The organism is Streptomyces galbus, from assembly GCF_005280195.1.
GTDB lineage: Bacteria > Actinomycetota > Actinomycetes > Streptomycetales > Streptomycetaceae > Streptomyces > Streptomyces galbus.
This window is the reverse complement of record NZ_SZPR01000007.1, coordinates 60,255-85,967: the sequence shown is the minus strand read 5'-3', so window position 1 is coordinate 85,967 and position 25,713 is coordinate 60,255. Positions and strand designations below refer to the sequence as shown.

Here is a 25,713-nt window from a genome sequence, read left to right as displayed (position 1 = left end):
CCGGGCGCGAGCCCCTCGCCGGTCCCGTGGGCCCGTTCCTGACGGCCCCGCGCCCCGTCCCCCGGACGGGTGCCGCGCGGACCACGTCGCGCCACTCCATCGGGTGAATCCCCCGCGACAGCCGACGCACGCTGCGCGCCGGGCCGCTCCGGCCGGGCAACGGTGGACCGGTACGACCGTCCGCCCACCGAGTCCGTGCCCGGAGCCGCCGCCGTGACCTCCACCGCCCCCGACACCGCCCGCGGCGCAGGCATCCCGGGCACCCGGCGCCGGTCCCCCGCCCCGGCCGCGCCGCGTGCGCACCGGCCGGGCCCGGCGTACGCGGCGCCCGCGCTGCTGGCGTACCTCGCGGTGCGGCTCACGGGGCTGCTGTTCCTCACCGTCTGGGCGCACCGCCGCCACCACGGCGTCTGGCCGATCCTCGCGACCCACTGGGACGCCGACTGGTACCTGGGGATCGCCGACCACGGCTACGCCCGCACCCTGGGCACCGCCTTCGACGCGAACAACCTGGCGTTCTTCCCGCTCTACCCGGTGCTGGTCAAGGCCCTCGCGGCGGTCACCCCGGGCAGCCGGGCCACGACGGGCCTGTGCCTGGCGGTCGCCGCCTCCGTCGCCGCCGCGTGGGGGGTCTTCGCCGTCGGCGACCGCCTGCACGGCCGGCGTACGGGGGTGCTGCTGACCGTGCTGTGGGCGGCGCTGCCGGTCGGCCTGGTGCAGTGGATGGGGTACACCGAGTCGCTGTTCACGGCGTGCGCGGCCTGGGCCCTGTACGCGGTGCTCACGCGGCGCTGGGTCGCGGCCGGGGTGCTGGCGTCGCTGGCCGGACTCACCCGGCCGACCGGCGTCGCGGTGGCCGCCGCGGTCACCGTGGCGGCGCTGCTCGCCCTGCGCCGGCGCCCCGCAGGGCTGGGGCCCCTGGCCGCGGTGCTCCTCGCCCCGCTCGGCTGGTGCGGGTACGTCGGCTGGGTGGGGCTGCGCCTGCACCGCTGGGACGGCTACTTCGCCGTGCAGCGCCTGTGGCACAACGAGTGGGACGGCGGGGCGGAGACCCTGCGCCGGTTCCGTGACCTGCTGGGCCGGGACCCGACGCCGGAGCTGTTCCTCGTGGTGGTGACGGTGACGCTGCTGGTCTCGGTGGTGCTGTACGGGCTGTCGCTGGCGGACCGGCAGCCGGTGGCGCTGCTGGTGTTCACCGGGGTGCTGCTGGTGATCGTGCTGGGCAGCGGCGGGGTGTACTTCCCGCGGGCGCGCTTCCTGCTGCCGGGCTTCCCGCTGCTGCTGCCCGTGGCACTGCACCTGAGCCGGTCCTCACGGCGCTTCCTGGCCCTGGCGCTGCCGGCGGCGGTGCTGGGCAGCGCGTACTGCGGTGCCTACATGTCCCTGGTGTGGACGAGCGCCCCCTAGGCACGGCGGGCACCTCCGCCCCCCGTCCAGAAGCGCGTCGCCCCCGAGGAGATCCGGGTCGAGCCCGGAGCACGGCTGGGTCCCTTCCGGGTCCTGGCCGTCACCGACGACGAGGTGCTGGCCGGCGACGACGACGAGCATCTGGACTTCCGTACGTCCTTCGCCGTACGGGAGGGCGCCACCGGCCTGGAAGGCGTGTGCACCACGGTCGTCCGCTACCGCCGGCGGGCCGGACACCTGTACTTCAAGGTGATCCAGCCCTTCCACCACCTCATCGTCCCGAGGGTCGTCGCCCGCGCCCGCTCGTAGCGACGACGGGCCGGCCCGTGCCGGCGCCCGGCCCGACGGTCTCGGGAACCGGGCGCCGGGCCCTCGCGGCGCCGCTGCTCAGCAGCGGTTCGCGGTGCCGGTGGACCAGAGCGGGTGGGTGATGTCGCGGTAGATGACGAAGTTGCCGTCGTTGCCGATCCGCGCGAACGTCGCGCCCCGGCCCCAGGTGCCGGAGTCCCAGATCGGGATGTTCTCCTTGGTGTAGACGACGAGGTTGCCGTCCTCCTGGAAGACGGCGTAGGCACCGGGGTTGCCGTCGGTCGCGGTGTCCCACAGGTACTTGCCCGGGGGCGAGGTGCAGTAGAGGACGAAGTTGCCGTCCCCCTGCATGATCAGGTAGCCGCGGTCCGACTGGTAGTGGTCGTCGGCGTTGAAGCGGAAGCCGGGCTCGAAGTAGATGTGGGCCGCCTGGGCGGGCGAGGCGCTCGCCAGAGCGATGCCCACCACCGCGAGGCATGCGGTGAGCGTGGTCGTCAGTTTTCTTCGGAGCGGCAACGGTGCCTCCTGGGGAGGGGTGTCCGGTTGGTTGGCCCCACCGATACTGACGAGGGCGCGGCAGGTGATCCATCCCAGGAATCTGGGGGGTGCGCGGTCGTCCGGCCGCAGGCACCGACCGAACAGACCTGGCCCGGGTGCGGCGGCGCGGGCGCTGCCGCCCGCTCAGCCGACGGCGACGAGGATCACGAGGAGCACCGCTCCCGCGATCGCCGGGCCCAGGATCTCCCAGGCCCACCGCACGGTGACCTCGCCCGGGCCCTGCGGTGCGGGGCCCGCGGCCTCCTCGTGGGCCTCGTGCAGGTGGCGCAGCTCGTCCATCACCTTGTCGGTCTCCGCCCGCAGGGGGCCCTCGGGCACCTGCGGGACGACGGCGCCTCGCGAGGGACCGCCGAAGGCGCCGCGCGAACCCCTCGTACGGCGTCCCTCCCGGCCGGCCGCGGCCTCCGCCTGCATCCGGGCCTCCTTGCGCGAAGCGCGCTTGCGGGCGCGCAGCGACACCGGTACGGCCCAGAGCTGGTACTTGTCGCCGTCCGCGGTGACGGCCTCGTTGGAGTAGCCGGACCGCAGCGACACGACCCGGCCCCAGGGCAGCACGACGACCCGGAAGGGGTTGCGCACCCGCAGCCGCTCCTCGTTCGCGTACACCGCGGGCCGCAGGGTGAAGGCGACCACCAGCGGGACGCCGAGGATCAGCGAGGCGAGCGCCAGCCAGGGGACGCGGCCCTCGCCGACGACGAGCGCGTCGATGCCGAGCCACCCCATGAGGGCGAGCAGCAGCACACCGCCGGCCATGCCCGCGGGAGACCGGTAGATCCGGTCGTTGAGGGCGGGGACCGGGGGCTGCGGCGCGGGTGACTCGTGGTCGGGGGTCGTCATGCGCCCGATTCTGCCTCAGCGCCCACCGGCCGGCCCTACCGCCCAGGGGGTGTCTCGTCGGTCAGGCCGGATCAGGGAGCGGTGTCTGGTGCCGTGCATCGCAAGGCGGAGGAGGGCGGCGATGCGGAGTATCGCCAACCGACGACAACGCGGCGAGGCGCGGTGCCAGACACCGCGAGCCCGGCCTGACCGACGAGACACCGCCTACGTCCGCCGGTTCCGCTTCCCGCGGCCGCTGCCTAGGCTGTACAGCCGCTACGCGCGTAGATATGCTCGTCTGGTGACCATGCCCACTACCGCACCCACAGCCAACGCTCTCGCTGACGTCACCGCGTCCGACAGCACGCTGCGCCGCTTCCTGCACGGGCTGCCCGGCGTCGACGCGGTCGGCCTGGAGGCGCGCGCCGCCTCCCTAGGCACCCGTTCCATCAAGACCACCGCGAAGGCGTACGCGATCGACCTCGCCATCTCGATGGTCGACCTGACGACGCTGGAAGGCGCGGACACCCCGGGCAAGGTCCGGGCGCTCGGCGCCAAGGCGGTCCTGCCCGACCCGACCGACCGCACGGCGCCCACCACGGCCGCGGTCTGCGTCTACCCCGACATGGTGGCCGTCGCCAAGGAGGCCGTCGCCGGCTCCGGCGTGAAGGTCGCCTCGGTCGCCACCGCCTTCCCCGCGGGCCGCGCCGCGCTCGGGGTGAAGCTCGCCGACGTGCGCGACGCCGTCGCCGCCGGTGCCGACGAGGTGGACATGGTCATCGACCGCGGGGCGTTCCTCGCGGGCAGGTACCTCAAGGTGTACGACGAGATCGTCGCCGTGAAGGAGGTCTGCGGCGACGCCCGCCTGAAGGTCATCTTCGAGACCGGCGAGCTGTCGACGTACGACAACATCCGCCGCGCGAGCTGGCTCGGGATGCTGGCCGGCGCGGACTTCATCAAGACGTCGACCGGCAAGGTCGCCGTCAACGCGACCCCCGCCAACACCCTGTTGATGCTGGAGGCGGTCCGCGACTTCCGGGCGCAGACCGGCGTCCAGGTCGGCGTGAAGCCGGCGGGCGGCATCCGCACCAGCAAGGACGCGATCAAGTTCCTGGTCCTGGTCAACGAGACCGCGGGCGAGGACTGGCTGGACAACCACTGGTTCCGCTTCGGCGCCTCCTCGCTCCTGAACGACCTGCTGATGCAGCGTCAGAAGCTGGCCACCGGCCGCTACTCCGGCCCCGACTACGTGACGGTGGACTGATTCCCCATGGCTTCCGCATTCGAGTACGCACCGGCGCCCGAGTCCCGCTCGGTCGTCGACATCGCCCCGTCCTACGGCCTGTTCGTCGACGGTGAGTTCACCGAGGCCGCCGACGGCAAGGTCTTCAAGACGATCAGCCCCAGCACCGAGGAGGTCCTCTCCGAGGTCGCCCGCGCCGGGGCCGAGGACGTCGACCGCGCCGTCCGGGCCGCCCGCAAGGCGTTCGGGACGTGGTCGGCGCTGCCGGGCGCCGAGCGCGCCAAGTACCTGTTCCGCATCGCCCGGATCATCCAGGAGCGCAGCCGCGAGCTGGCCGTCCTGGAGACGCTGGACAACGGCAAGCCGATCCGGGAGACCCGCGACGCGGACCTCCCGCTGGTCGCCGCGCACTTCTTCTACTACGCGGGCTGGGCCGACAAGCTGGAGCACGCCGGCTTCGGCGCGCACCCGCGGCCGCTGGGCGTCGCGGGCCAGGTCATCCCGTGGAACTTCCCGCTGCTGATGCTGGCGTGGAAGATCGCCCCGGCGCTGGCGACCGGCAACACGGTCGTCCTCAAGCCCGCCGAGACGACGCCCCTGTCGGCGCTGTTCTTCGCGGACGTCTGCCGCCAGGCGGGCCTGCCCCGGGGCGTCGTGAACATCCTCCCCGGGTACGGCGACGCGGGCGCCGCGCTGGTCGCGCACCCCGACGTGAACAAGGTGGCCTTCACCGGTTCCACGGCCGTCGGCAAGGAGATCGCGCGGACCGTCGCCGGCACCCGCAAGAAGCTGACGCTGGAGCTGGGCGGCAAGGGCGCCAACATCGTCTTCGACGACGCCCCGATCGACCAGGCGGTGGAGGGGATCGTCAACGGCATCTTCTTCAACCAGGGCCAGGTGTGCTGCGCGGGCAGCCGCCTGCTGGTGCAGGAGTCCGTCGAGGAGGAGCTGCTGGACGCCCTCAGGCGCCGGCTGTCCACGCTGCGCCTGGGCGACCCGCTGGACAAGAACACCGACATCGGCGCGATCAACTCCGAGGAGCAGCTCACCCGGATCACCCGGCTCGTCGAGCAGGGCGAGGCGGAGGGCGCCGAACGCTGGTCCCCGCAGTGCGAGATCCCCTCGGCGGGCTACTGGTTCGCGCCGACGCTGTTCACGAAGGTCACCCAGGCGCACACGGTCGCCCGCGACGAGATCTTCGGCCCGGTGCTGTCGGTGCTGACCTTCCGCACCCCGGACGAGGCGGTCGCCAAGGCGAACAACACGCCGTACGGCCTGTCGGCGGGCGTGTGGACGGAGAAGGGCTCGCGGATCCTGGCGGTGGCGGGCAAGCTGCGCGCGGGCGTGATCTGGTCCAACACGTTCAACAAGTTCGACCCGACCTCGCCGTTCGGCGGTTACAAGGAGTCGGGCTTCGGCCGCGAGGGCGGCCGCCACGGCCTGGAGGCGTACCTCGATGTCTGACAAGACCCACAAGGCACACAAGGCCCACAAGGCGGGCAAGGCCCCCAAGGCCGCCGCGGACATCGAGACCCGGCCGGCCGTCACGGGTGACGGGACGGGCCCGGTGGCCGGGTCCGGGCCGCGGGTGGCGGTCCTGAAGACCTACAAGCTGTACGTGGGCGGGAAGTTCCCGCGTTCCGAGAGCGGCCGGGTGTACGAGGTGACTGACTCCGAGGGCAACTGGCTGGCGAACGCGCCGCGGGCGAGCCGCAAGGACGCCCGGGACGCGGTGGTGGCCGCGCGCAAGGCGTTCGGCGGCTGGTCGGGCGCGACCGCCTACAACCGCGGCCAGGTGCTGTACCGGGTCGCGGAGATGCTGGAGGGCCGCCGGGACCAGTTCGTGCGCGAGGTGGCCGACGCCGAGGGCTTGTCCGGGGCGCGGGCGGCCGGGGTCGTGGACGCCACGATCGACCGGTGGGTCTGGTACGCGGGCTGGACCGACAAGATCGCCCAGGTGACCGGCGGCGCCAACCCGGTGGCCGGCCCGTACTTCAACCTCTCCTCGCCCGAACCGACGGGCGTGGTCGCGGTGCTGGCCCCGCAGGAGTCGTCGTTCCTCGGCCTGGTCTCGGTGCTCGCCCCGGTGATCGCCACGGGCAACACGGCGGTGGTGGTGGCCAGCGAGCGCGCCCCGCTGCCGGCCCTGTCCCTGGCCGAGGTGCTGGCCACCTCCGACGTCCCGGGCGGCGTCGTCAACGTCCTGTCCGGCGGTACGGCGGAGATCGCGGCGCCCCTCGCCGCGCACCAGGACGTCAACGCGATCGACCTGGCGGGCGCCGACGAGCGGCTGGCGAAGGAGCTGGAGGTCGCCGCGGCGGACAACCTGAAGCGGGTGCTCCGTCCACAGCCTGTGGATTACTTCGCGACTCCGGGCACCGACCGGATGACGGCGTTCCTGGAGACGAAGACGGTCTGGCACCCCACGGGGTCGCTGGGCGCGTCGGGCTCGTCGTACTGACGGCCGTTCGTCCCGGGGTGGCGCCCACCCCACGAGCAGGGCCGCGGCTCCTCCCCGTCCGGAGGGGCCGCGGCCCTTTTCGCCGCGTGCTGGTCAGTTGCCGAGCAGCCCGGTCACCTGTCCCACGAGGGGGATCGAGCCGATCGACGCCGCCTGGGCGACCGGCCCGGTCAGCATCTGGGAGTTGAGGGGCGCGAAGTCGGCGAGCTGGGTGCCCACGCCGTTGTCGAGCGGGTCGACGCCGGTGCCCGCGAGCGGGTTCGGCTTGAGGTTCGCCAGGGCGCCCGTCGCGTACGGCAGCGCCTCCGTCAGCGCCCGCAGACCCGCCTGGGGGTCGATGTGGCCGAGGGAGGTGGGGCGGGTGTGCACCCCGCCCAGGAGCGGCCCGCCGTCCGCCGCGGACGCGGCCCCAGCGCCCGCGCCGAGGGCGACTCCCGCGGTGGCGAGGACGGCCAGGGCGCGCCGGCCGGTGGTGTGCTGGGGGGAGAGGTGTCGGGCCATCGCTGCTGCCACCTTAGGGTGCGGAAAGTAATCGGTTCAGCGCAGAGGGTAGTTGAGATGTGACGCGTGCTTCAAAGCCGACCCGCGGGGTCGTACGGGAGCGGCGGGATGCCGCACACTGGTGTCCCGTGAGTTCCCATCCCCTCCTGCCCACGCGAGTCGTGCTGCTCTGCGGCCCTTCCGGCTCCGGCAAGTCCCTCCTCGCCGCCCGCTCGGGCCTCCCGGTCCTCCGGCTCGACGACTTCTACAAGGAGGCCGGCGACCCGACGCTGCCGCTGGTGGCGGGGAGCTCCGACATCGACTGGGACCACCCCGACTCCTGGGACGCGGACGCGGCCGTCGCGGCGATCGCCGACCTGTGCCGCACGGGCCGTACCCGCGTGCCGGTGTACGACATCTCCCTGAGCGCCCGGACCGGCGCGGACGCGCTCGACATCGGGCCGACCCCGCTGTTCATCGCGGAGGGCATCTTCGCGGCGGAGATCGTGCAGCGCTGCCGGGAACGTGGCCTGCTGGCGGACGCGCTGTGCCTGAGCCGCGGCCCGGTGAAGACGTTCCGCCGCCGCTTCCTGCGGGACCTGCGCGAGGGCCGCAAGTCGGTGCCGTTCCTGCTGCGCAGGGGCTGGCGCCTGATGCGCCAGGAGCGCTCGATCGTGGCCCGCCAGACCGCTCTGGGCGCCCACGCCTGCGACCGCGACGAGGCCCTGGACCGGCTGGCCGCCGCGGGGACGGGCGGGACCGGTGTGCCGGTCGCGCGGGGCGCGCACGAGGTGCGGGACGTGCCGGGCGTACAGAGCGCGCAGGACGTGCGGGACGCCCAGGAGCCGACCCCGGCGTGAGGGGAGCGTGCGCGGGGCGAGCCGCCCACGGCCGCCGCGGCCCGCGGCACCGCACACGAAAGCGGGACCGGACGGACCCCCCGGCCCTCCGGTCCCGCTCCCTTTCGGTGCTCCCCCGTGTTCCCCCCTTGCTGTTCCCCCGTGCTCCCCCCGTGTTCCCCCGGTCGCGGTACCGCTCCCCGTACGTCCCCCGTCGGGTCCCCCCGGTACCGCTCCCGTGTTCCCCCGTGCGTTCCCCCGTTCCGGGCCGGGGCCCGGCGTTCCCCCGTGACCCTCAGGCGACGAGCTCCCCGAAGGCGTCCTCCTCGTCACGGCCGAAGCTGAGGACCTGGTCCTCGCGCAGCCGGCGGAGCGACCGCCAGATGCTCGACTTCACCGTGCCGACACTGATGCCGAGGATGTCGGCGATCTCCGGGTCGGTGCGGCCCTCGTAGTAGCGCAGGACCAGCATCGTCCGCTGGAGTTCGGGCAGCCGGGCCAGCGCCTGCCACAGGACGGCACGCAGCTCGGTGCCGCGCATCGCGTCCGTGTCGCCGGGCGTCTCCGGCAGTTCCTCGGTCGGGTACTCGTTCAGCTTGCGGCGGCGCCACGCGCTGATGTGCAGGTTCGTCATGGTGCGGCGCAGGTAGCCGCCGACCGCGGCCTTGTCGCTGATCCGCTCCCAGGCCCGGTAGGTCGAGAACAGCGCGCTCTGCAGCAGGTCCTCGGCCTCGAACCGGTCACCGGTGAGGTGGTAGGCGGTGGCGTACAGGGAGGCGCGGCGCTCCTGGACGTAGGCGGTGAACTCCGCCTCCGTCAGGGAGCGGCGCTCCCCCGGTCCCTCCCCGTACGCGGCTCCCCCGTGAGCCGCCTGCTCCCCCGCGTCGGCCACGGCCACCAGGGCCGTGTGCTGACGCCCGGCGCCGCGAGCGCACCCCCGCCCGATCGCAACGCCGGACTTCTCCGCACCCCGGTTCACGTCGTGCAGGCGCGTGACCACTGCGCTGGTGCTCATGCCGTGCAGCGTGTTCATCTCGCGCCCCCCGTCGTGGACTTCCGTGTGTCCGTCTGCTCGGGCGTACGTCCTTGCCCGTGCCGAAAAGCTTGCCGAGGGGACTTCATCGGCGTGTCCGCCGACTGTCACAGACCTGTCACAGGGGCCGGTCCGAGGCGCCGCACCGCGTGTCGCGGCGGTGGCCTCACGGAGAGGACGGACGCGCGGCACGGCGGGGCGGTTGCGGGTCCGGCGGCCCCACAGGTCGAACAGAACCCCCCGCATGGGCCAGAATGAGCCCGTGCCTTCCCTGTTGCTGATCGAGGACGACGACGCCATCCGTACGGCCCTGGAGCTCTCCCTGACGCGCCAGGGACACCGGGTGGCCACCGCTGCCAGCGGTGAGGACGGTCTGAAGCTGCTGCGCGAGCAGCGGCCGGATCTCATCGTGCTGGACGTCATGCTGCCCGGCATCGACGGCTTCGAGGTGTGCCGGCGCATCCGGCGCACCGACCAGCTGCCGATCATCCTGCTGACCGCGCGCAGCGACGACATCGACGTCGTCGTCGGCCTGGAGTCCGGGGCGGACGACTACGTCGTCAAGCCCGTGCAGGGCCGGGTGCTCGACGCCCGGATCCGGGCGGTGCTGCGCCGCGGGGAGCGTGAGTCGAACGACGCGGCGAGCTTCGGCAGCCTGGTCATCGACCGGGCCGCCATGACCGTCACCAAGAACGGCGAGGACCTCCAGCTCACGCCGACCGAGCTGCGGCTGCTGCTGGAGCTGAGCCGGCGTCCCGGACAGGCGCTGTCGAGACAGCAGTTGCTGCGGCTGGTGTGGGAACACGACTACCTCGGCGACTCGCGCCTGGTGGACGCGTGCGTCCAGCGGCTGCGCGCCAAGGTCGAGGACGTGCCCTCCTCACCGACCCTGATCCGCACGGTGCGGGGTGTCGGCTACCGCCTGGACGCGCCTCAGTGACAACTGCGCACGGGGGGTTCCGCGGCTGGGCCGCGGATCGCACGGGACATCTGACACGGCTGCGCTTCACCAGCCTGCGCCTGCGGCTCGTGGTGGTGTTCGGGCTGGTCGCCCTCACCGCCGCCGTCTCGGCGTCCGGCATCGCGTACTGGCTCAACCGCGAGGCGGTGCTCACCCGCACCCAGGGCGCGGTGCTGCGCGACTTCCAGCAGGAGATGCAGAACCGCGCCGGAGCGCTGCCCGCCCACCCCGAGCAGGACGAACTGCAGCACACCGCGGGGCAGATGGCGAACAGCAGCCAGCGCTTCAGCGTGCTGCTCGTCGCCACCGGCACCGACGGCCGGACGGTCTACGGCAACTCCGGCGGGCTGAGCGGGTTCTCGCTGGACGACGTGCCGCAGTCGCTGCGCACGGCGGTGAACAAGCAGCAGCCGCTCACCGGCGGCAACAAGTCGCCCTACCACCTGTACTGGCAGCGGGTCGTCGACCACGGCACGCCCTACCTGGTCGCGGGCACGCGGGTGATCGGCGGCGGGCCGACCGGCTACCTGCGCAAGTCGCTGGAGCCCGAGGCCAAGGACCTCAACTCGCTGGCCTGGTCGCTGGGGATCGCCACCGGGCTCGCGCTGATCGGCGCCGCGCTGCTCGCACAGGCCGCCGCCACGACCGTGCTGAAGCCGGTGCACCGGCTGGGCGTCGCCGCCCGGCGGCTCGGCGAGGGCCGGCTCGACACCCGGCTGCGGGTGTCCGGTACCGACGAACTCGCCGATCTGTCGCGGACGTTCAACAACGCCGCCGAGGCGCTGGAGAAGCGGGTCGCGGACATGGCCGCCCGCGACGAGGCGTCCCGGCGCTTCGTCGCCGACATGAGCCACGAGCTGCGCACCCCGCTCACCGCCATCACCGCCGTCACCGAGGTGCTGGAGGAGGAGCTGGAGGCCGAGACCGGCAGCATGGACCCGATGATCGAGCCGGCCGTCCGGCTGGTGGTCAGCGAGACCCGGCGACTGAACGACCTGGTGGAGAACCTGATGGAGGTCACCCGCTTCGACGCGGGCACCGCCCGGCTGGTGCTCGACGACGTGGACGTGGCCGACCAGATCACCGCCTGCATCGACGCCCGCGCCTGGCTCGACGCGGTGGAACTGGACGCCGCGCGCGGCATCCACGCCCGCCTCGACCCGCGCCGCCTCGACGTCATCCTCGCCAACCTCATCGGCAACGCCCTCAAGCACGGCGGCTCGCCGGTGCGGGTGTCGGTGCGCGCGGAGCGGGTGGAGCGGGCGGGCGCGCCGGGGGCGGAGACCGGTGACGGCGACGGCGGCGACGGCGACGGCGGGGAGGAGTCCGTGGTGATCGCCGTGCGCGACCACGGGCCCGGCATCCCCGAGGACGTCCTGCCGCACGTCTTCGACCGGTTCTACAAGGCCAGCGCCTCCCGGCCGCGGTCCGAGGGCAGCGGCCTCGGCCTGTCCATCGCCCAGGAGAACGCGCACATCCACGGCGGCGCCATCACCGCCGCCAACTGCCCCGAGGGCGGGGCCGTGTTCACCCTGCGGCTGCCCCGGGACGCCTCGGACCTGGCCGAGCAGCCGGCCGAGCGCGCGGGCGCGGGCCGGACGACGGGCCAGGAGGACGCCCGATGAACATACGCCGTCTGCCGGGCCTGCTGGCGCTGCCCGCGCTCGCCGCGCTGCTCGCCGGGTGCGGGATCCGGTCGACCGAGGTGCCGACCGACTTCGGGCCCGCGCCGTCCCGGGTGCGCTGCTCGCTCGCCGACCCGGGCCGGGCCACGCAGAGCGGCCAGGGCGTGCCCGTGCAGGTGTTCCTGCTGTGCGGGTCGTCGCTGGTGGCCGTCGACCGGGCGGTCCCGGTGCCCGACGGCGCGGCCGGCGCCGAACGGCGGGTGCTGGTGGCGCAGGGCCTGCTGGACCAGCTGGCGCAGTCGCCGTCGGCGGCCGAGAAGGAGGCCGGGTACACCACCGACGTGCGCGGCGGGGTGACGGTGAGCGGTCCGGGCGCCGACGACCCGGACGACGCGCTGCGGCTGTCCGCGGCCCCCGGCTCGCTGACGTCGTACGCCCTCGCGCAGGTGGTGTGCACGCTGTCCGACTCGGCGGCCACCGAGGGCGACGGCTCGGTGGTCCTCGGCGGTCCGGGGACCCAGCCGCCGCGCCGCTACGCCTGCACCTCCGAGGTGCGCTCCCGCCCGGGCAGCAACGAACCGCCGTCCTCCGAGGTCACCGGGGGCTGAACGGCCGGGTCACCCGACGGCCGGCGGCTGCGGCGCCCCAGGTGTGGCGCACGCCTCGTCCGCCGGTTCGGGGGTGGTCCGGAACCGATCGTCCCGCGGCCGGCGTCTAGTCCGTCGTGCAGCGTCAAGGCTCCATCGGCGGCAGCGCCGCGTACCGCATCCGTGTGGCCGGGGGTGTTCTCCTGGCCGCACACCTCGCGTTCGTCGCCTGGTACGCGCTGCGCCCGCTGGACGTCCCGTGGGTCATGCCCACGAACCTGCACCCGTTCGCCGGCATCCGCGCCGACCTCGCGCTCGGCTGGCCGCAGGCGGCCCGCCGGATCGGCACCGGCCTCGGGCTGCTGGCCCCGCTGGGCGTGCTGCTGCCCCTGGTGCACGGCCGGCCGGCCGCCTCCCCGCTCGCCTCGCTGGTGCGCACGGTCCTGGCGGGCGCCCTGCTGTCGCTGGTCATCGAGCTGCTCCAGACGGGCGTGCCGGGCCAGGTGGTCGACGTGGACGCGCTGCTGCTGAACACGGCCGGGGTGGGCCTCGCCCACGCGCTCGTCGTCCCGGCGGCCCGCACCCGGCTCCGCCGCAGGGCGGACCGCCGGCTCCCGCAGGCCCCCCGCCAGGAGGAGCCGGCTCAGGGTCGCACCCCGACGATTCCCAGGGTCGGGATCGCCCCGTAGAGCGACGCTCGGGCGGATTCGTCCCCCTACCGTGGAAGGCACAGTCGAGGGGCCACCGGGGCCGCCTCCGACGGACGTCCGCGAAGGAGCCGCTGCCATGTCCAGCCTCGCCCGACCCACCCACGGACGCGTGATCGGCGGCGTGTGCGCCGCGCTGGCCCGGCGGTTCGGCACGTCCGCCACGACGATGCGGGTCGTCTTCCTGGTGTCCTGCCTGCTGCCCGGCCCCCAGTTCCTGCTCTACCTGGCACTGTGGGCGCTGCTGCCCTCGGAGGACAAGGCCCGTACCGCCTGGTGACCGCTCCGCGCGCCGCGTCCGGCGCGTACACGAACGCCGTCGGGGCGCACCCGGAGTCGACCGGTGCGCCCCGACGGCGTGCGGGCGGGCTCAGCCCAGCGGGATCCCGTTCACGGGCAGGCCGTGCGTCGGCAGGCCCTGCAGCGGCAGGCCGCCGAGGAGGCCGGCGACCGGCTTGGTCGGGCCCTCGGCGATGAGCCGCTCCGCGATCGGCTGGACGGCGGTCAGGCCCGCGCCGACCGCCGGCTGGGCCTGCTTCAGCGCCTGGCCGGCCCCCGGCACCGCCTGGGCGACGGTCTCGGCCGGCAGCGTCCGGGTGACGCCGTCCAGCGTCTGGGCGGCGTCCGGCAGGGCGGGGGCGGCGTTCGCCGCGCCCGCGCCGGCGGCGGCGAAGGCGGCACCGAGGGTGGCGACGCCGAGGGTCTTGGCAGCAGACTGCTTCATGAATGCGTCCTCGAATGGGATACGGGGAACCGAGCGGTCCACGACCGTAAACATGCCCGGGTGCCCACCGCAAACATCGAAATGCGGACGGATGGTGAAGTCCCGCCCGCACTCCGCGCCGCACGACCGCCCCGGTCAGCCCTCCCGGCCGGAAGAACCCCTGGTCGAAGCGGTCTGCTGGAACAGCCATTCGGATTTCAGCTCGGCATATCCGGGCTTGATCACGTCATTGATCATGGCCAGTCGTTCATCGAAAGGAATGAACGCTGATTTCATCGCATTGACGGAGAACCACTGCATGTCGTCGAGCGTGTACCCGAATGCGTCGACCAGGTGCTCGAATTCCCGGCTCATGCTGGTGCCGGACATGAGCCGGTTGTCGGTGTTCACGGTGGCCCGGAAGTGCAGCCTCCGAAGCAGCCCGATCGGGTGCTCCTCGTACGAGGACGCCGCCCCGGTCTGGAGGTTGGAGCTGGGGCACAGCTCCAGCGGGACCCGCTTGTCGCGCACGTACGACGCGAGCCGCCCGAGCTTCACGGTGCCGTCCCCGGCGACCTCGATGTCGTCGATGATGCGCACCCCGTGCCCGAGCCGGTCGGCGCCGCACCACTGCAGCGCCTGCCAGATGGACGGCAGCCCGAACGCCTCGCCGGCGTGGATGGTGAAGTGGTTGTTCTCCCGCTTCAGGAACTCGAAGGCGTCCAGGTGCCGGGTCGGCGGGTGGCCGGCCTCGGCGCCCGCGATGTCGAAGCCGACGACGCCCACGTCCCGGTAGCGGTTGGCGAGTTCGGCGATCTCCAGGGAGCGGGCGGCGTGCCGCATGGCGGTCAGCAGCGCGCCGACGCGGATGCGGTGGCCGTTCGCGCGGGCGATGCGTTCGCCCTCCCGGAAACCCTCGTTGACCGCCTCGACGACCTCTTCGAGGGACAGCCCGCCGTCGAGGTGCTGTTCGGGGGCGTAGCGCACCTCGGCGTAGACGACGCCGTCCTCGGCGAGGTCCTCGGCGCACTCGCGGGCCACCCGCACGAGGGCGTCGCGGGTCTGCATGACGCCGACGGTGTGCGAGAAGGTCTCCAAGTACCGTTCCAGGGACCCGGAGTCGGCGGCCTCGCGGAACCAGACGCCGAGCTTGCCGGGGTCGGTCTCGGGGAGGTGCGCGTAGCCCGTCGCGCGGGCGAGGTCGACGATCGTGCCGGGGCGCAGCCCGCCGTCGAGGTGGTCGTGCAGCAGAACCTTGGGCGCCCGGCGGATCTGGTCCGGGCTGGGGGTGATGCCCGTCGCGGTGGTCTGGCTCGTCATTGCGGCACTCTAACTCCTACGCGCGTAGATCGCCCGTCGTGCCGGGCCGTCGATACGCAACGGTGACCCCCCGGCAGGGTGGCGTACACCAGCGCTTCTGACACTGTTCTGCCATGGCACAACAAGCGACGCCGGCCCGAACGGCCCGGCTGGGCAGGGCGATCGGACCGGAACCGACGTCGGTGAGCGGGGTCGTCCTGCTGCTGCCCGGCGGCGAGGAGGTCTCCGGCCGCAGACCCTCGCCGCTGCGCGCGGCGGCCTCCGTGCGCGGCCTCGGCCGGCGACTGGCCCGCGCCGGCCGGGAGGAGGGACTGGCCACGCACGTCGTGCACTACCGCTACCGCGGCTGGAACGGCAGCGACGCCCACCCGGCGGCGGACGCGGCCTGGGCCGCGGACGAGGCGGTACGGCGCTACGGCGACGTCCCCGTGTGCCTGGCCGGCCCGGGCATGGGCGGGCGGGCGGCGCTGCGCGCGGGCGGGCACGAGGCCGTCACCTCCGTGCTGGCGCTCGCGCCCTGGCTGCCGGAGGAGGACGTGGCCGGGACACCGGAGCCCGTACGGCAGTTGGCGGGGCGGCGGGTGCTGATCGTGCACGGCACGAACGACCGGCGGACCGACCCGGAGCTGTCGTTCCGGCTGGCGGAGCGGGCGAAGAAGGCCAACCGGGAGGTGTGCCGCTTCGAAGTGCACGCCGACGGCCACGGGTTGCACCAGTACCGGGACGAAGTGCACTCGCTGGCGGAGGACTTCGTGCTCGGCACACTGTTCGGGCGGTCGTTCTCCCGCCCGGTGACGGACGCCTTCGCGGCACCCCCGCCGCTGGGCCTGCGGATGCCCCTGGCGGCGGGGTTCGGGCGCTCGCTGCGGCGCTGACGGACGGCCGCACGGCCGCGCGGGGCCTCAGTCGGGGAGCAGGGTGCCCCGGCGGGAGAGCAGGAACTTCTTGAAGGCCGCCACCGGCGGGGTGTCCTCGCGGTCCGCCAGCCAGGCCACGCCGATCTCGCGCACCGCCCGCGGGGCGGTGACCGCCAGTTCGACGACACCCGGCCGGGGCACCGTCGGCGGGGGCAGCAGGGCCACGCCGAGACCGGCCGCGACCAGGCCCCGCAGGGTCTCCGCCTCCTCCCCCTCGAAGGCGACCCTCGGCCGGAAGCCGGCCTCCTGGCACAGCGCGTCGGTGATGCGGCGCAGCCCGTAGCCCGGTTCCAGGGTCACGAAGGTCTCCTCGGCGGCCTCGGCGAGGCGGACCCGCCTGCGGCCCGCGAGGCGGTGGTCGGCGGGGACCACCAGGCGCAGCTTCTGCTCGTCCAGGCGGCGCGCGACCAGGTCGGGCGCGTCCGGCACGGGCGAGGTCAGGCACAGGTCGAGCTGCCCCGCCCGCAGCCCCTCCAGCATCGCCTCGCCGTGGTTCTGGACGAGCCCGAAGCGCACACGGGGGTGGTCGGCGCGGAAGGCGTGCAGCAGGGCGGGCACGGTCTCGGCGCCCATGGTGTGCAGGAAGCCGAACGCGACCTTGCCGGTGGCCGCGTCGGCGTCGGCGCGGACCTCGTCGGCGGCGCGCCGCACCTCGGCGAGGGCCCGTTCGACGGAGGTGAGGAAGGTGCGGCCCGCGGGCGTCAGCGAGACGGTCCGGCCGTGCCGGGCGAACAGGTCGACGCCCAGGTCCTGTTCCAGGCGGGCCATCGCGCGCGAGAGGGTGGACTGCGGGACGTTCATCTCCTGCGCGGCCCGGGTGACGTGCTCGGTGCGGGCCACGCCGGCGAAGTGGGCGAGCCGCGGCGCGAGCAGCATCCCCATGTCGGTCGTGTCTTCTGTGTCACTGGACGGTGACAGGCGGGCTCCGGACCTGAGCTGATGCACCATGGGAACGATTATGGGCAGTCCGTGCATTGGACGGATGAGTGGGGCGTCCGTAGCGTCGGTGGCATGTCTCCCGCCGATACCGGGGCGTCCACCACCGTGGGCGCCTCCCTGCCAGCCTCCCCCGACTCCCCTACGGACTCCCGCATGGCGCCGGGCGGCCCCGGTTACCGCCGGATGAGCCTCGCCCTGTTCCTCGCGGGCGTCGCCACCTTCGCCCTGCTGTACTCCACCCAGGCGCTGCTGCCGCTGATCTCCGGGGAGTTCGGGGTCGCGGCCGGCGAGGCGAGCTGGACGGTCGCGGCGGCGACCGGCGGCCTCGCGCTGTTCGTCCTGCCGATGAGCGCCCTGTCCGAGCGCTACGGCCGCCGCACGGTGATGACGGCCTCGCTGGCGGTCGCGGTGGCCGTCGGCGTCCTGGTGCCCTTCGCGCCGTCGATCGGCGCGCTGGTGGTGCTGCGGGCGGTGCAGGGCGCCGCGCTGGCCGGGCTCCCGGCGTCGGCGACGGCGTACCTCGCGGAGGAGGTGCGGCCCAAGGCGCTGGTGACCGCGATCGGCCTGTTCGTCGCGGGCAACAGCGTCGGCGGGATGAGCGGCCGGGTCATCACCGGCTGGGTCGCGCAGGAGTGGGGCTGGCGGGCCGCCGTCGGCGTGATCGGCGCGCTCGCGGTGGCCTGCGCGGTGGCGTTCCGGCTGCTGCTGCCCGCGCCGCGGCACTTCACCCCGGGCTCGCTGCGCCCCCGGGTGCTCCTCGGCACCGTCCGCGGCCACCTGGCGAACCCGCTGCTGCGCCGGCTCTACGCCATCGGCGCACTGTTCATGACGGTGTTCGGCGGGGTCTACACGGTGATCGGCTACCGCCTCACCGAGCAGCCGTTCGGCCTGCCGCAGGGCGTCGTCGGCTCGATCTTCCTGGTCTACCTGGTCGGCACCGTGTCGGCGTCGACAGCCGGCCGCCTGGTGGGCCGCCTCGGCCGCCGGGGCGCCCTGTACCTGGCGGGCGGCACCACGGCGGCGGGCCTGCTGCTGTCGCTGGGCGACAGCCTGGCGCCCGTCCTGCTGGGCCTGGTCCTCATCACCGCGGGCTTCTTCGCGGGCCACGCGGTGGCGTCCTCGGCGGTCAGCCGGACGGCCACCACGGGCCGCGCCCAGGCCAGTGCGCTGTACCAGTCCGCGTACTACGTCGGCTCCAGCGCCGGCAGCACGGTGGGCGCCCTGGCCTTCCACTCCGGCGGCTGGGCCGGGACGGTCGGCGTGGGCCTGCTCGCCGTGCTCGGCGTGGTGGGCATCACCCTGTGCGGCACGCGCGCGGCGCGGGTGGCGGCCCGCCGGGAGCCGGTGCCGGCCCACTGAGGACCTCGCCCCGGCGCCCGGCGCCGGGGGCTCCCGCGCCTCCCTGAGCCCGGGTCGGAGCACCCCCTCCGACCTGGGCTTTCGCGGACTCGGCGGGCCGTTGTCAGTGGGCTGCGGTAGCTTCCGGAGGAGAGACGCGAAGGCGCGCCACAGGACGGCCACAGGGGCGGGTGGACGACGATGACGGACAGCACGACGACGGTCGAGGACCTCGACGTCAGGCTGGAGAAGCACCGGGTCGAACTGACCGGGTACTGCTACCGGATGCTCGGCTCCTCCTTCGAGGCCGAGGACGCGGTGCAGGACACGATGGTGCGCGCCTGGCGGAGCTACGCCACGTTCGAGGGCCGCTCCAGCCTGCGCTCCTGGCTCTACCGCATCGCGACGAACGTCTGCCTGGACATGCTGACCGCGGGCAACAAGCGGGCCCGCCCCATGGACCTCCAGGAGGCCACGCCGCTGGCGCGGGCCGCCCTCTCCCCCCGCCCCGACCACACCTGGCTGGAACCCATGCCCGACGCGCGCGTGCTGCCCACCGTGGAGGACCCGGCCGAGGCGGCCGTGGCCAAGGAGTCGGTGCGGCTGGCGTTCATGGCGGCGCTGCAGCAACTGCCGCCCAAGCAGCGGGCGGTGCTGATCCTGCGCGAGGTGCTGGCCTGGCGGGCCAGCGAGGTCGCCGAGCTGCTCGGCACGTCGGTCGCGTCGGTCAACAGCGCGCTGCAGCGGGCCCGGGCGACCCTCGCCGAGCGGGACGACAAGGCGGCCTCGGCGTCCGTCTCCGACCCGCTGGACGACGAGCAGCGCAAGCTGCTGGACCGCTATGTGGCGGCCTTCGAGGGGTACGACATGACGGCGCTGACGGCGCTGCTGCACGAGGACGCCGTCATGACGATGCCGCCGTTCGACCTGTGGCTGACCGGCCACGACGACATCGCCGGCTTCATGACCACGTTCGGCTCCGCGTGCGCGGGCTCGCGGCTGCTGCCGGTGCAGGTCAACGGCCTGCCGGGGTTCGCGCAGTACAAGCCCGACCCGGAGAAGGGCGGCTACGCCCCCTGGGCGATCCAGGTGCTGGAGATCTCAGACGGCCGCCTCACCGGGTTCCACTTCTTCCTCGACACCCAGCGGTGGTTCCCGCTGTTCGGGGTCCCCCTCCATCTCGAAGGGGATGCCGACCAGGGCGAGCAGGGCGCGTAGGGCGGGGCCGGCCCCCCGCAGCCTGAGGTGCCCCCCGGCCCGCCGGGCGGCCAGCTCCAGACGGGCCAGGGTGTCCACCACGGGCAGGCCCGGTGGTCCGGCCCCGGTGACGTCGCAGACGACCACCCGGACGGCGCCGGCCTCCAGCAGGGCGCGCACGGCGTCGCACAGGCCCGCCACCTCGGTGCGGGTGGCGGGACCGGTCAGCGTGAGCACGGGCGGTGTCGTCGGGTCCACGTACGGTATGACCGCGGCGGGTCCCCCGACTCATCGGTGCCGGGCGGCCGGGCGGGAACCGGCCCCGCCCGGCCCGGCCGCGGTCGGTGTCAGGCGATGCGCTCCAGCACCACCGGCGACGGGGTGAACGGCGTGCCCGGCGCCTCGATGTCCCAGGCGCCCTCGACGGCCTGGAGCGCGTAGTCGAAGCGCTCGGGGGTGTCGGTGTGCAGGGTCAGCAGCGGCTGTCCCGCGGTCACCGTGTCCCCGGGCCGGGCGTGCAGCTCGACGCCCGCGGCGGCCTGCACCGGGTCCTCCTTGCGGGCGCGGCCCGCGCCGAGGCGCCACGCGGCGATGCCGATGTCGTAGGCGTCGAGGCGGGTCAGCACCCCGCTCGCGGGGGCCGTGACCACGTGCTGCTCCTTGGAGGTGGGCAGCGCGGCGTCCGGGTCGCCGCCCTGGGCCGTGATCATCCGGCGCCAGACGTCCATCGCCGAGCCGTCGGCCAGCGCCTTCGCCGGGTCGGCGTCGCGCACCCCGGCCGCGTCGAGCATCTCCCGGGCCAGGGCGAGGGTCAGCTCGACCACGTCCGCGGGGCCGCCGCCCGCCAGCACCTCCAGCGACTCGCGGACCTCCAGCGCGTTGCCGGCGGTCAGGCCGAGCGGGGTGGACATGTCCGTCAGCAGGGCGACGGTGCGCACACCGTGGTCCGTGCCCAGGCCGACCATGGTGGAGGCCAGCTCGCGCGCGTCCTCGACCGTCTTCATGAAGGCGCCGCTGCCGACCTTGACGTCCAGCACCAGCGAGCCGGTGCCCTCGGCGATCTTCTTGGACATGATGGACGAGGCGATCAGCGGGATCGCCTCCACCGTGCCGGTCACGTCGCGCAGCGCGTACAGCTTCTTGTCGGCGGGGGCCAGTCCGTCGCCGGCCGCGCAGATCACCGCGCCGGTGGTGTCGAGGACGTGCAGCATCTCCTCGTTGGACAGCAGCGCGCGCCAGCCGGGGATCGACTCCAGCTTGTCCAGCGTGCCGCCGGTGTGGCCGAGGCCGCGGCCGGAGAGCTGCGGGACCGCCGCGCCGCAGGCCGCCACCAGCGGGGCCAGCGGCAGGGTGATCTTGTCGCCGACGCCGCCCGTGGAGTGCTTGTCCGCGGTCGGGCGGGACAGCGACGAGAAGTCCATGCGCTCGCCGGAGGCGATCATCGCGGCGGTCCAGCGGGCGATCTCGCGCCGGTTCATGCCGTTGAGCAGGATCGCCATCGCGAGGGAGGACATCTGCTCGTCGGCGACCTCGCCGCGCGTGTACGCGTCGATGACCCAGTCGATCTGCTCGTCGCTGAGCTCCGCGCGGTCCCGCTTGGTGCGGATGACGGAGACGGCGTCCATGGCCATGGCGTTCCTTCCGGGTGGTTCACAAAAGGGCGCGGCCCCTCCGGCCTGACGGACTCGGAGGGGCCGCGCGGTGTCACTTGGTGAGGTGGTCCGGCCCGAAGGCCTGCGGGAGCATCCGCGCCAGCGGCAGGACGCCCTCGGGGGTCTCCAGCAGCAGGTCAGGGCCGCCGAACTCGTACAGGAGCTGCCGGCAGCGCCCGCACGGCACCAGCACGTCGCCGTTGCCGTCCACGCACGTGAAGTGCGTCAGCCGGCCGCCGCCGGTGCGCTGCAGCTCGGAGACCAGTCCGCACTCGGCGCACAGGCCGAGCCCGTAGGAGGCGTTCTCCACGTTGCAGCCGGAGACCGTGCGGCCGTCGTCGACGAGGGCCGCGACCCCGACCGGGTACCCCGAGTAGGGGGCGTACGCGTGGCGCATCGCCTCGTGGGCCAGCGCCCGCAGCGCCTCCCAGTCGCAGGCCCCCCGGGACTCGGTCACTTGCCCTGCCCCTTCCGGTACGGCAGACCGTCCGCCTTCGGCATCCGCAGGCGCTGCGCGGACAGCGACAGCACCAGCAGCGTGACGACGTACGGGGCGGCGGTGACGACCTGGCGCGGGACCTCGTCGGTGGTGGCGTACCAGAGGAACATCACCGCGGAGATCACCAGCGTGATGAGGCCGCCGACCGTCCGGCGGCGCCACAGCAGGTACGCCGCACCCACCACCAGCAGCATGCCGAGCAGCAGGATCAGCGCGTGCACGTTGGTGGTGCCGCCGCGCAGGTTGAGGCTGTCGGTGTAGCCGAACAGGCCGGCGCCGAGGGCGAGGCCGCCCGGCATCCAGTTGCCGAAGATCATCGCGGCGAGACCGATGTAGCCGCGGCCGGCGGTCTGGCCGTCGAGGTACACGTTGGACGCGACGATCGACAGGAAGGCACCGCCGAGGCCGGCGAAGCCGCCGGAGATGATCACGGCGAGGTACTTGTACTTGTAGACGTTCACACCGAGGGACTCGGCGGCGACCGGGTTCTCGCCGCAGGAGCGCAGCCGCAGCCCGAACGCCGTGCGCCACAGCACCCACCAGGTGGCGGGGACCAGGGCGACCGCGACGACGGTCAGCGGCGAGAGGTTGGTGACCAGGCCGCCGACCAGGCCGGCGATGTCGGAGACCAGGAACCAGTGCTTCTCGTTGAGCGTCTGCAGCCAGCTCGACAGGCCGGGGATGTCGAAGGTGCCCAGCGAGTCGATCGGCGGGGACTGCTTGGAGGAGCCCTGCGGGGCGTCCTCGAAGGTGAACTTCGACAGGTAGCGGGTGGTGCCGAGGGCCAGGATGTTCAGCGCCACACCGGAGACGATGTGGTTGACGTTGAAGGTGACGGTGGCGACGGCGTGCAGGACGGCGCCGAGCGCGCCGCCGATGATGCCGAACGCGACACCGGTCCACGGGCCCCACTGGTAGCCGGCCCAGGCGCCGAACCAGGTGCCGAGGATCATCATGCCCTCGAGGCCGATGTTGACCACGCCCGCGCGCTCGGCCCACAGGCCGCCGAGGCCGGCGAGGCCGATCGGCACGGCGAGCCGCAGGGCCGTGGACATCTGGCCGGTGGAGGTGATGCCGTCCGCGCCGGAGATGATCCGGGCGAGCGAGGTGAGGACCAGCACGCCCGCGATGATCAGCAGGAGTACCGGCAGGGAGAAGCGGCGGCTGCCCTTGCCGGGCTGCTGCGCCGTGGGCTTGGCGACGGTCGCGGTGCTCATCAGGCAGCCACCTCCTTGTGGGCGTTGGGGTTGGCGGCCTCGGCGGCGAGCTGGGCGCCGACCTGCTTCTGCTGGCGGCGCAGGCCCCACTGCCGTACGGCCTCGTACGAGATGACGACCGCGAAGACGATCAGGCCCTGCATGATCGTGGCGATCTCCTTCTCGTACGCCACCGGGACGGCGTAGTCGAGAGCGGGGGACGCCTTGTCCAGGAAGGCCCACAGCAGGGCGGCCAGGGCGATGCCGCCCGGGTTGTTGCGGCCGAGCAGGGCGATGCCGATGGCGGTGAAGCCGAGGCCCGCCGGGAAGCTCAGCGAGTAGGTGTGCACGTCGCCGAGGAGCAGCGGCAGGCCGGAGATGCCGGCCACCGCGCCGGAGATCAGCATCGCGGTGAGCACCATGCGCTTGGCGTTGACCCCGGAGGCCGCGGCGGCGGTCTCGGACTCGCCGGTGGCGCGCAGGTCGAAGCCGAAGCGGGTGCGGTTGAGGACCAGCCAGTAGGCGATGCCCAGGGCGACCGCGAGGAAGACCAGACCGTAGATCTCGCCGACGTCCTGGCCCAGGTCGATCCCGGGCACCCAGCCGGAGTCCTTCATGATGCCGGTGGTGACGTTGTCGCCGACCAGCACGCCGAGGTTGTCGGTCAGGGTGAGGTAGCCGATGACGCTGGTGGCGATCGAGTTCAGCATGATCGTCGCGACGACCTCGCTGACGCCCCGGGTCACCTTCAGCACGCCGGCGATGCCGGCCCACATGGCGCCGGTGAGCGCGCCGACCAGCAGCAGCATCGGGACCTGCAGGAAGGACGGCAGGGCGACGTGGGCGCCGACCACGGCCGTCATCATCGCGCCGAGGCGGTACTGGCCGTCGACGCCGATGTTGAACAGGTTCATCCGGAAGCCGAGGGCGACCGCGATGGCGGCGATGTAGTACAGCGACGCCTGGTTGACGATCAGCACCTGGACGTCGGAGTACCCGGCTTGCTCCAGCATCAGCCGGTAGGGCTCGAACGGGTTCTTGCCGGAGGCGATCAGCACGACCGAGGTCAGCAGGACCGCCGCGACGAGCGCGATGACGGGACCCGCCACCGCGACGAGCACGCGCTCCTTGTCGAACTTCTTCATCGGGCCTCGTCCTCCGGGGCGGTGTCCGCCGCGCTGTCTTCGGAATGGTGCAGGTGCCCGGTCGCGGCGCCGGTCATCGCGGAACCGAGCTCCTCCGGGGTGATGGTGGCGGGGTCGGCGTCGGCGACCAGCCTGCCGTCGAAGATCACCCGCAGGGTGTCCGACAGGCCGATCAGCTCGTCGAGGTCGGCGGAGATCAGCAGCACCGCCAGGCCCTCGCGGCGGGCCTCGCGGATGCGGTCCCAGATCTGGGCCTGCGCGCCGACGTCCACACCGCGGGTGGGGTGGGCGGCGATCAGGAACTTGGGGTCGTGGCTCATCTCGCGGCCGACGATCAGCTTCTGCTGGTTGCCGCCGGACAGGGAGGCCGCGGTGACGTCGATGCCGGGGGTGCGGACGTCGTACTCCTCGACGATCCGGCGGGTGTCGGCCTGGGCGCCCTTGGGGTTCAGCCAGAAGCCCTTGGCGTTGGGCGCCTCGGTGACGTGGCCGAGGATGCGGTTCTCCCAGAGCGGGGCCTCCAGGAGCAGGCCCTGGCGGTGGCGGTCCTCGGGGATGTAGCCGATGCCGGACTCGCGCCGCTTGCGGGTGGCCCAGGGGGTGATGTCCTCGCCGAGGAAGACGATTTGTCCGGAGTCGGCGGCCTTGGTGCCGATCAGCGCGTCGATCAGCTCGGTCTGGCCGTTGCCCTCGACACCGGCGATGCCCATGACCTCACCGGCGTGGATGGTGAAGGTGACGTCGTCGAGGACCTTCTTGACCTCGCCGGCGGGCGCGAACTCGGTGAGGCCCCCGGCGGCGGGCTCCGCCTCCGTGCCCAGGGACACGGCGCCGCGGGCGTGCACCGTGAGGTTCCTGACCTCCAGCACCGCGCGGTCGGTGACCGTGGACTCGCCGGTCTCCGGGGTGGGCAGCTCGCTGCCGACCATCATCTCGGCGAGCTGGCGCGGGGTGGTCTGCGCGGGGGCGGCCGTCCCGACGGTCGTGCCGCGCCGGATGACGGTGATCTCGTCGGCGACGGAGAGCACCTCGCCCAGCTTGTGGGAGATGAAGATGACGGACAGGCCCTCGGACTTCAGCCCGCGCAGGTTGGCGAAGAGCGCGTCGACCTCCTGCGGCACGAGCACGGCGGTCGGCTCGTCGAGGATCAGGGTGCGGGCGCCGCGGTAGAGGACCTTGAGGATCTCCACGCGCTGGCGGTCGGCCACGCCGAGGTCCTCGACCAGGGCGTCGGGGCGCACCCCGAGGCCGTAGCGGTCGGAGATCTCCTGGATCGTGCGGCGGGCGCCGCCGCCGATGCCGTGGAGCTTCTCGCTGCCGAGGACGACGTTCTCGAGCACGGTGAGGTTGTCGGCCAGCATGAAGTGCTGGTGGACCATGCCGATGCCGCGCGCGATGGCGTCGGCGGGGCTGGAGAAGCTCACCTGCTCGCCGTCGACCGCGATGCTGCCCTCGTCCGGCTTCTGCATGCCGTAGAGGATCTTCATCAGGGTCGACTTGCCCGCGCCGTTCTCGCCGACGAGGGCGTGCACGGTGCCCTTGCGGACGGTCAGGTGGATGTCGTGGTTGGCGACGACACCGGGGAATCGCTTGGTGATGCCCGTGAGCTCCACCGCCACTGTCGACGGAGCGGTGAGCGGAGGGCTGCTGGACGCGTCGATGGCGCACTCTCCTCGGGAAAGGGGCCGCTCTACGCGCGTAGCGCCCCTGCTTTAAATAGTGCCCGGACCTGATCGCACTGCTTCCAGTCTGATCCGTTCCGAGCATTGTGCCGCGCGAAC

General features: G+C 73.4%; 27 protein-coding genes. 14 read left to right on the top strand and 13 right to left on the bottom strand.

Annotation, left to right across the window (positions count from 1 at the left end; genetic code table 11):
• Window positions 1-213 precede the first annotated feature (213 nt).
• The gene (locus E4U92_RS03815; protein ID WP_137298805.1) at window positions 214-1,407 is read left to right on the top strand and encodes a glycosyltransferase family 39 protein; all 1,194 of its coding nucleotides are present in this window, start codon (window positions 214-216) and stop codon (window positions 1,405-1,407) included.
• A 51-nt stretch (window positions 1,408-1,458) separates the two neighbouring features.
• A complete protein-coding gene (locus E4U92_RS03810) occupies window positions 1,459-1,716 on the top strand; it encodes a DUF2867 domain-containing protein (protein WP_137298804.1) in 258 nt (85 codons plus the stop codon).
• 78 nt (window positions 1,717-1,794) lie between these two features.
• On the opposite strand, the gene E4U92_RS03805 is transcribed toward E4U92_RS03810, so the two are convergent.
• Window positions 1,795-2,232: a hypothetical protein gene (locus E4U92_RS03805; protein WP_137298803.1), complete on the bottom strand. Its 438-nt coding sequence runs from the start codon at window positions 2,230-2,232 to the stop codon at window positions 1,795-1,797.
• A 165-nt stretch (window positions 2,233-2,397) separates the two neighbouring features.
• Window positions 2,398-3,111 carry a PH domain-containing protein gene (locus tag E4U92_RS03800; protein ID WP_137298802.1) on the bottom strand — a complete coding sequence of 238 codons (714 nt, stop codon included), beginning with the start codon at window positions 3,109-3,111 and terminating at the stop codon, window positions 2,398-2,400.
• Between the two features lie 286 nt (window positions 3,112-3,397).
• Here E4U92_RS03800 and deoC point away from each other — a divergent pair, with 286 nt between their 5' ends.
• The 3 genes from deoC to E4U92_RS03785 are packed head-to-tail and all read left to right on the top strand — an operon-like array spanning window position 3,398 to window position 6,794.
• On the top strand, window positions 3,398-4,354 hold the full coding sequence (gene deoC / locus E4U92_RS03795) for a deoxyribose-phosphate aldolase (RefSeq protein ID WP_137298924.1): 957 nt from the start codon (window positions 3,398-3,400) through the stop codon (window positions 4,352-4,354).
• Window positions 4,355-4,360: 6 nt separating this feature from the next.
• Entirely contained in the window at window positions 4,361-5,797 is a 1,437-nt protein-coding gene (locus E4U92_RS03790; RefSeq protein ID WP_137298801.1) for an aldehyde dehydrogenase family protein, read from the top strand.
• Window positions 5,790-6,794: an aldehyde dehydrogenase family protein gene (locus tag E4U92_RS03785; protein ID WP_229863063.1), complete on the top strand. Its 1,005-nt coding sequence runs from the start codon at window positions 5,790-5,792 to the stop codon at window positions 6,792-6,794. The genes E4U92_RS03790 and E4U92_RS03785 overlap by 8 nt, the downstream gene beginning before the upstream one ends.
• 93 nt (window positions 6,795-6,887) lie before the next feature.
• Here E4U92_RS03785 and E4U92_RS03780 read toward each other — a convergent pair whose 3' ends face one another.
• Window positions 6,888-7,295 (bottom strand): hypothetical protein, encoded by a 408-nt coding sequence (locus E4U92_RS03780; protein WP_137298800.1) that lies wholly within the window; start codon window positions 7,293-7,295, stop codon window positions 6,888-6,890.
• A 59-nt stretch (window positions 7,296-7,354) separates the two neighbouring features.
• On the opposite strand from E4U92_RS03780, the gene E4U92_RS03775 reads away from it, so the two are divergent.
• A complete protein-coding gene (locus E4U92_RS03775) occupies window positions 7,355-8,134 on the top strand; it encodes a uridine kinase (protein ID WP_229863058.1) in 780 nt (259 codons plus the stop codon).
• A gap of 274 nt (window positions 8,135-8,408) precedes the next feature.
• On the opposite strand, the gene E4U92_RS03770 is transcribed toward E4U92_RS03775, so the two are convergent.
• Window positions 8,409-9,146 carry a SigE family RNA polymerase sigma factor gene (locus E4U92_RS03770; RefSeq protein WP_137298799.1) on the bottom strand — a complete coding sequence of 246 codons (738 nt, stop codon included), beginning with the start codon at window positions 9,144-9,146 and terminating at the stop codon, window positions 8,409-8,411.
• Between the two features lie 262 nt (window positions 9,147-9,408).
• Between E4U92_RS03770 and afsQ1 the strand changes: the two genes are divergently transcribed.
• The 5 genes from afsQ1 (at window position 9,409) to E4U92_RS03745 (ending at window position 13,306) form a co-directional block, all read left to right on the top strand.
• On the top strand, window positions 9,409-10,086 hold the full coding sequence (gene afsQ1, locus E4U92_RS03765) for a two-component system response regulator AfsQ1 (RefSeq protein ID WP_067239974.1): 678 nt from the start codon (window positions 9,409-9,411) through the stop codon (window positions 10,084-10,086).
• Window positions 10,083-11,732 carry a sensor histidine kinase gene (locus E4U92_RS03760; protein WP_137298798.1) on the top strand — a complete coding sequence of 550 codons (1,650 nt, stop codon included), beginning with the start codon at window positions 10,083-10,085 and terminating at the stop codon, window positions 11,730-11,732. Before afsQ1 ends, E4U92_RS03760 begins: the two co-directional genes overlap by 4 nt.
• Window positions 11,729-12,340, top strand: coding sequence for a hypothetical protein (locus E4U92_RS03755; protein WP_137298797.1), 612 nt, complete (start codon window positions 11,729-11,731; stop codon window positions 12,338-12,340). The genes E4U92_RS03760 and E4U92_RS03755 overlap by 4 nt, the downstream gene beginning before the upstream one ends.
• A 116-nt stretch (window positions 12,341-12,456) precedes the next feature.
• On the top strand, window positions 12,457-13,008 hold the full coding sequence (locus E4U92_RS03750) for a VanZ family protein (protein ID WP_137298796.1): 552 nt from the start codon (window positions 12,457-12,459) through the stop codon (window positions 13,006-13,008).
• A gap of 97 nt (window positions 13,009-13,105) precedes the next feature.
• On the top strand, window positions 13,106-13,306 hold the full coding sequence (locus tag E4U92_RS03745) for a PspC domain-containing protein (protein ID WP_137298795.1): 201 nt from the start codon (window positions 13,106-13,108) through the stop codon (window positions 13,304-13,306).
• A gap of 90 nt (window positions 13,307-13,396) precedes the next feature.
• On the opposite strand, the gene E4U92_RS03740 is transcribed toward E4U92_RS03745, so the two are convergent.
• Window positions 13,397-13,750, bottom strand: coding sequence for an ATP-binding protein (locus tag E4U92_RS03740; protein WP_137298794.1), 354 nt, complete (start codon window positions 13,748-13,750; stop codon window positions 13,397-13,399).
• Between the two features lie 135 nt (window positions 13,751-13,885).
• Window positions 13,886-15,049, bottom strand: a complete 1,164-nt coding sequence (locus E4U92_RS03735) for an adenosine deaminase (protein ID WP_137298793.1) — start codon at window positions 15,047-15,049, stop codon at window positions 13,886-13,888.
• A gap of 113 nt (window positions 15,050-15,162) precedes the next feature.
• Here E4U92_RS03735 and E4U92_RS03730 point away from each other — a divergent pair, with 113 nt between their 5' ends.
• Window positions 15,163-15,924 carry an alpha/beta hydrolase gene (locus tag E4U92_RS03730; RefSeq protein WP_137298792.1) on the top strand — a complete coding sequence of 254 codons (762 nt, stop codon included), beginning with the start codon at window positions 15,163-15,165 and terminating at the stop codon, window positions 15,922-15,924.
• Window positions 15,925-15,951: 27 nt separating this feature from the next.
• On the opposite strand, the gene E4U92_RS03725 is transcribed toward E4U92_RS03730, so the two are convergent.
• A complete protein-coding gene (locus E4U92_RS03725) occupies window positions 15,952-16,914 on the bottom strand; it encodes a LysR family transcriptional regulator (protein WP_137298791.1) in 963 nt (320 codons plus the stop codon).
• 63 nt (window positions 16,915-16,977) lie between these two features.
• On the opposite strand from E4U92_RS03725, the gene E4U92_RS03720 reads away from it, so the two are divergent.
• A complete protein-coding gene (locus tag E4U92_RS03720) occupies window positions 16,978-18,264 on the top strand; it encodes an MFS transporter (RefSeq protein WP_137298790.1) in 1,287 nt (428 codons plus the stop codon).
• 180 nt (window positions 18,265-18,444) lie between these two features.
• Complete coding sequence (locus tag E4U92_RS03715; protein ID WP_137298789.1) at window positions 18,445-19,461, top strand: sigma-70 family RNA polymerase sigma factor; 1,017 nt, start codon at window positions 18,445-18,447, stop codon at window positions 19,459-19,461.
• Here E4U92_RS03715 and E4U92_RS03710 read toward each other — a convergent pair.
• The 6 genes from E4U92_RS03710 to E4U92_RS03685 form a co-directional block, all read right to left on the bottom strand.
• Complete coding sequence (locus E4U92_RS03710; RefSeq protein WP_229863057.1) at window positions 19,345-19,677, bottom strand: STAS domain-containing protein; 333 nt, start codon at window positions 19,675-19,677, stop codon at window positions 19,345-19,347. The genes E4U92_RS03715 and E4U92_RS03710 overlap by 117 nt on opposite strands.
• Window positions 19,678-19,787: 110 nt before the next feature.
• Window positions 19,788-21,071, bottom strand: coding sequence for a thymidine phosphorylase (locus tag E4U92_RS03705; RefSeq protein WP_137298787.1), 1,284 nt, complete (start codon window positions 21,069-21,071; stop codon window positions 19,788-19,790).
• A 73-nt stretch (window positions 21,072-21,144) separates the two neighbouring features.
• Window positions 21,145-21,549 carry a cytidine deaminase gene (locus tag E4U92_RS03700; RefSeq protein WP_137298786.1) on the bottom strand — a complete coding sequence of 135 codons (405 nt, stop codon included), beginning with the start codon at window positions 21,547-21,549 and terminating at the stop codon, window positions 21,145-21,147.
• A complete protein-coding gene (locus E4U92_RS03695; protein ID WP_137298785.1) occupies window positions 21,546-22,808 on the bottom strand; it encodes an ABC transporter permease in 1,263 nt (420 codons plus the stop codon). Before E4U92_RS03695 ends, E4U92_RS03700 begins: the two co-directional genes overlap by 4 nt.
• Window positions 22,808-23,932 (bottom strand): ABC transporter permease, encoded by a 1,125-nt coding sequence (locus E4U92_RS03690; protein ID WP_137298784.1) that lies wholly within the window; start codon window positions 23,930-23,932, stop codon window positions 22,808-22,810. Before E4U92_RS03690 ends, E4U92_RS03695 begins: the two co-directional genes overlap by 1 nt.
• On the bottom strand, window positions 23,929-25,551 hold the full coding sequence (locus E4U92_RS03685; protein WP_229863055.1) for an ABC transporter ATP-binding protein: 1,623 nt from the start codon (window positions 25,549-25,551) through the stop codon (window positions 23,929-23,931). The genes E4U92_RS03690 and E4U92_RS03685 overlap by 4 nt, the downstream gene beginning before the upstream one ends.
• Window positions 25,552-25,713 lie beyond the last annotated feature (162 nt).

Excerpts from the sequence above, each read along its gene's own strand:
- E4U92_RS03730 (WP_137298792.1), top strand. The coding sequence starts at position 15,163 with ATGGCACAACAAGCGACGCCGGCCCGAACGGCCCGGCTGGGCAGGGCG.
- E4U92_RS03695 (WP_137298785.1), bottom strand. The coding sequence starts at position 22,808 with ATGAGCACCGCGACCGTCGCCAAGCCCACGGCGCAGCAGCCCGGCAAG.
- E4U92_RS03690 (WP_137298784.1), bottom strand. The coding sequence starts at position 23,932 with ATGAAGAAGTTCGACAAGGAGCGCGTGCTCGTCGCGGTGGCGGGTCCC.
- E4U92_RS03755 (WP_137298797.1), top strand. The coding sequence starts at position 11,729 with ATGAACATACGCCGTCTGCCGGGCCTGCTGGCGCTGCCCGCGCTCGCC.
- E4U92_RS03720 (WP_137298790.1), top strand. The coding sequence starts at position 16,978 with ATGTCTCCCGCCGATACCGGGGCGTCCACCACCGTGGGCGCCTCCCTG.
- E4U92_RS03785 (WP_229863063.1), top strand. The coding sequence starts at position 5,790 with ATGTCTGACAAGACCCACAAGGCACACAAGGCCCACAAGGCGGGCAAG.
- deoC (WP_137298924.1), top strand. The coding sequence starts at position 3,398 with ATGCCCACTACCGCACCCACAGCCAACGCTCTCGCTGACGTCACCGCG.
- E4U92_RS03800 (WP_137298802.1), bottom strand. The coding sequence starts at position 3,111 with ATGACGACCCCCGACCACGAGTCACCCGCGCCGCAGCCCCCGGTCCCC.
- E4U92_RS03745 (WP_137298795.1), top strand. The coding sequence starts at position 13,106 with ATGTCCAGCCTCGCCCGACCCACCCACGGACGCGTGATCGGCGGCGTG.
- E4U92_RS03715 (WP_137298789.1), top strand. The coding sequence starts at position 18,445 with ATGACGGACAGCACGACGACGGTCGAGGACCTCGACGTCAGGCTGGAG.
- E4U92_RS03770 (WP_137298799.1), bottom strand. The coding sequence starts at position 9,146 with ATGAACACGCTGCACGGCATGAGCACCAGCGCAGTGGTCACGCGCCTG.
- E4U92_RS03780 (WP_137298800.1), bottom strand. The coding sequence starts at position 7,295 with ATGGCCCGACACCTCTCCCCCCAGCACACCACCGGCCGGCGCGCCCTG.
- E4U92_RS03790 (WP_137298801.1), top strand. The coding sequence starts at position 4,361 with ATGGCTTCCGCATTCGAGTACGCACCGGCGCCCGAGTCCCGCTCGGTC.
- E4U92_RS03740 (WP_137298794.1), bottom strand. The coding sequence starts at position 13,750 with ATGAAGCAGTCTGCTGCCAAGACCCTCGGCGTCGCCACCCTCGGTGCC.
- E4U92_RS03735 (WP_137298793.1), bottom strand. The coding sequence starts at position 15,049 with ATGACGAGCCAGACCACCGCGACGGGCATCACCCCCAGCCCGGACCAG.
- E4U92_RS03705 (WP_137298787.1), bottom strand. The coding sequence starts at position 21,071 with ATGGCCATGGACGCCGTCTCCGTCATCCGCACCAAGCGGGACCGCGCG.
- E4U92_RS03725 (WP_137298791.1), bottom strand. The coding sequence starts at position 16,914 with ATGGTGCATCAGCTCAGGTCCGGAGCCCGCCTGTCACCGTCCAGTGAC.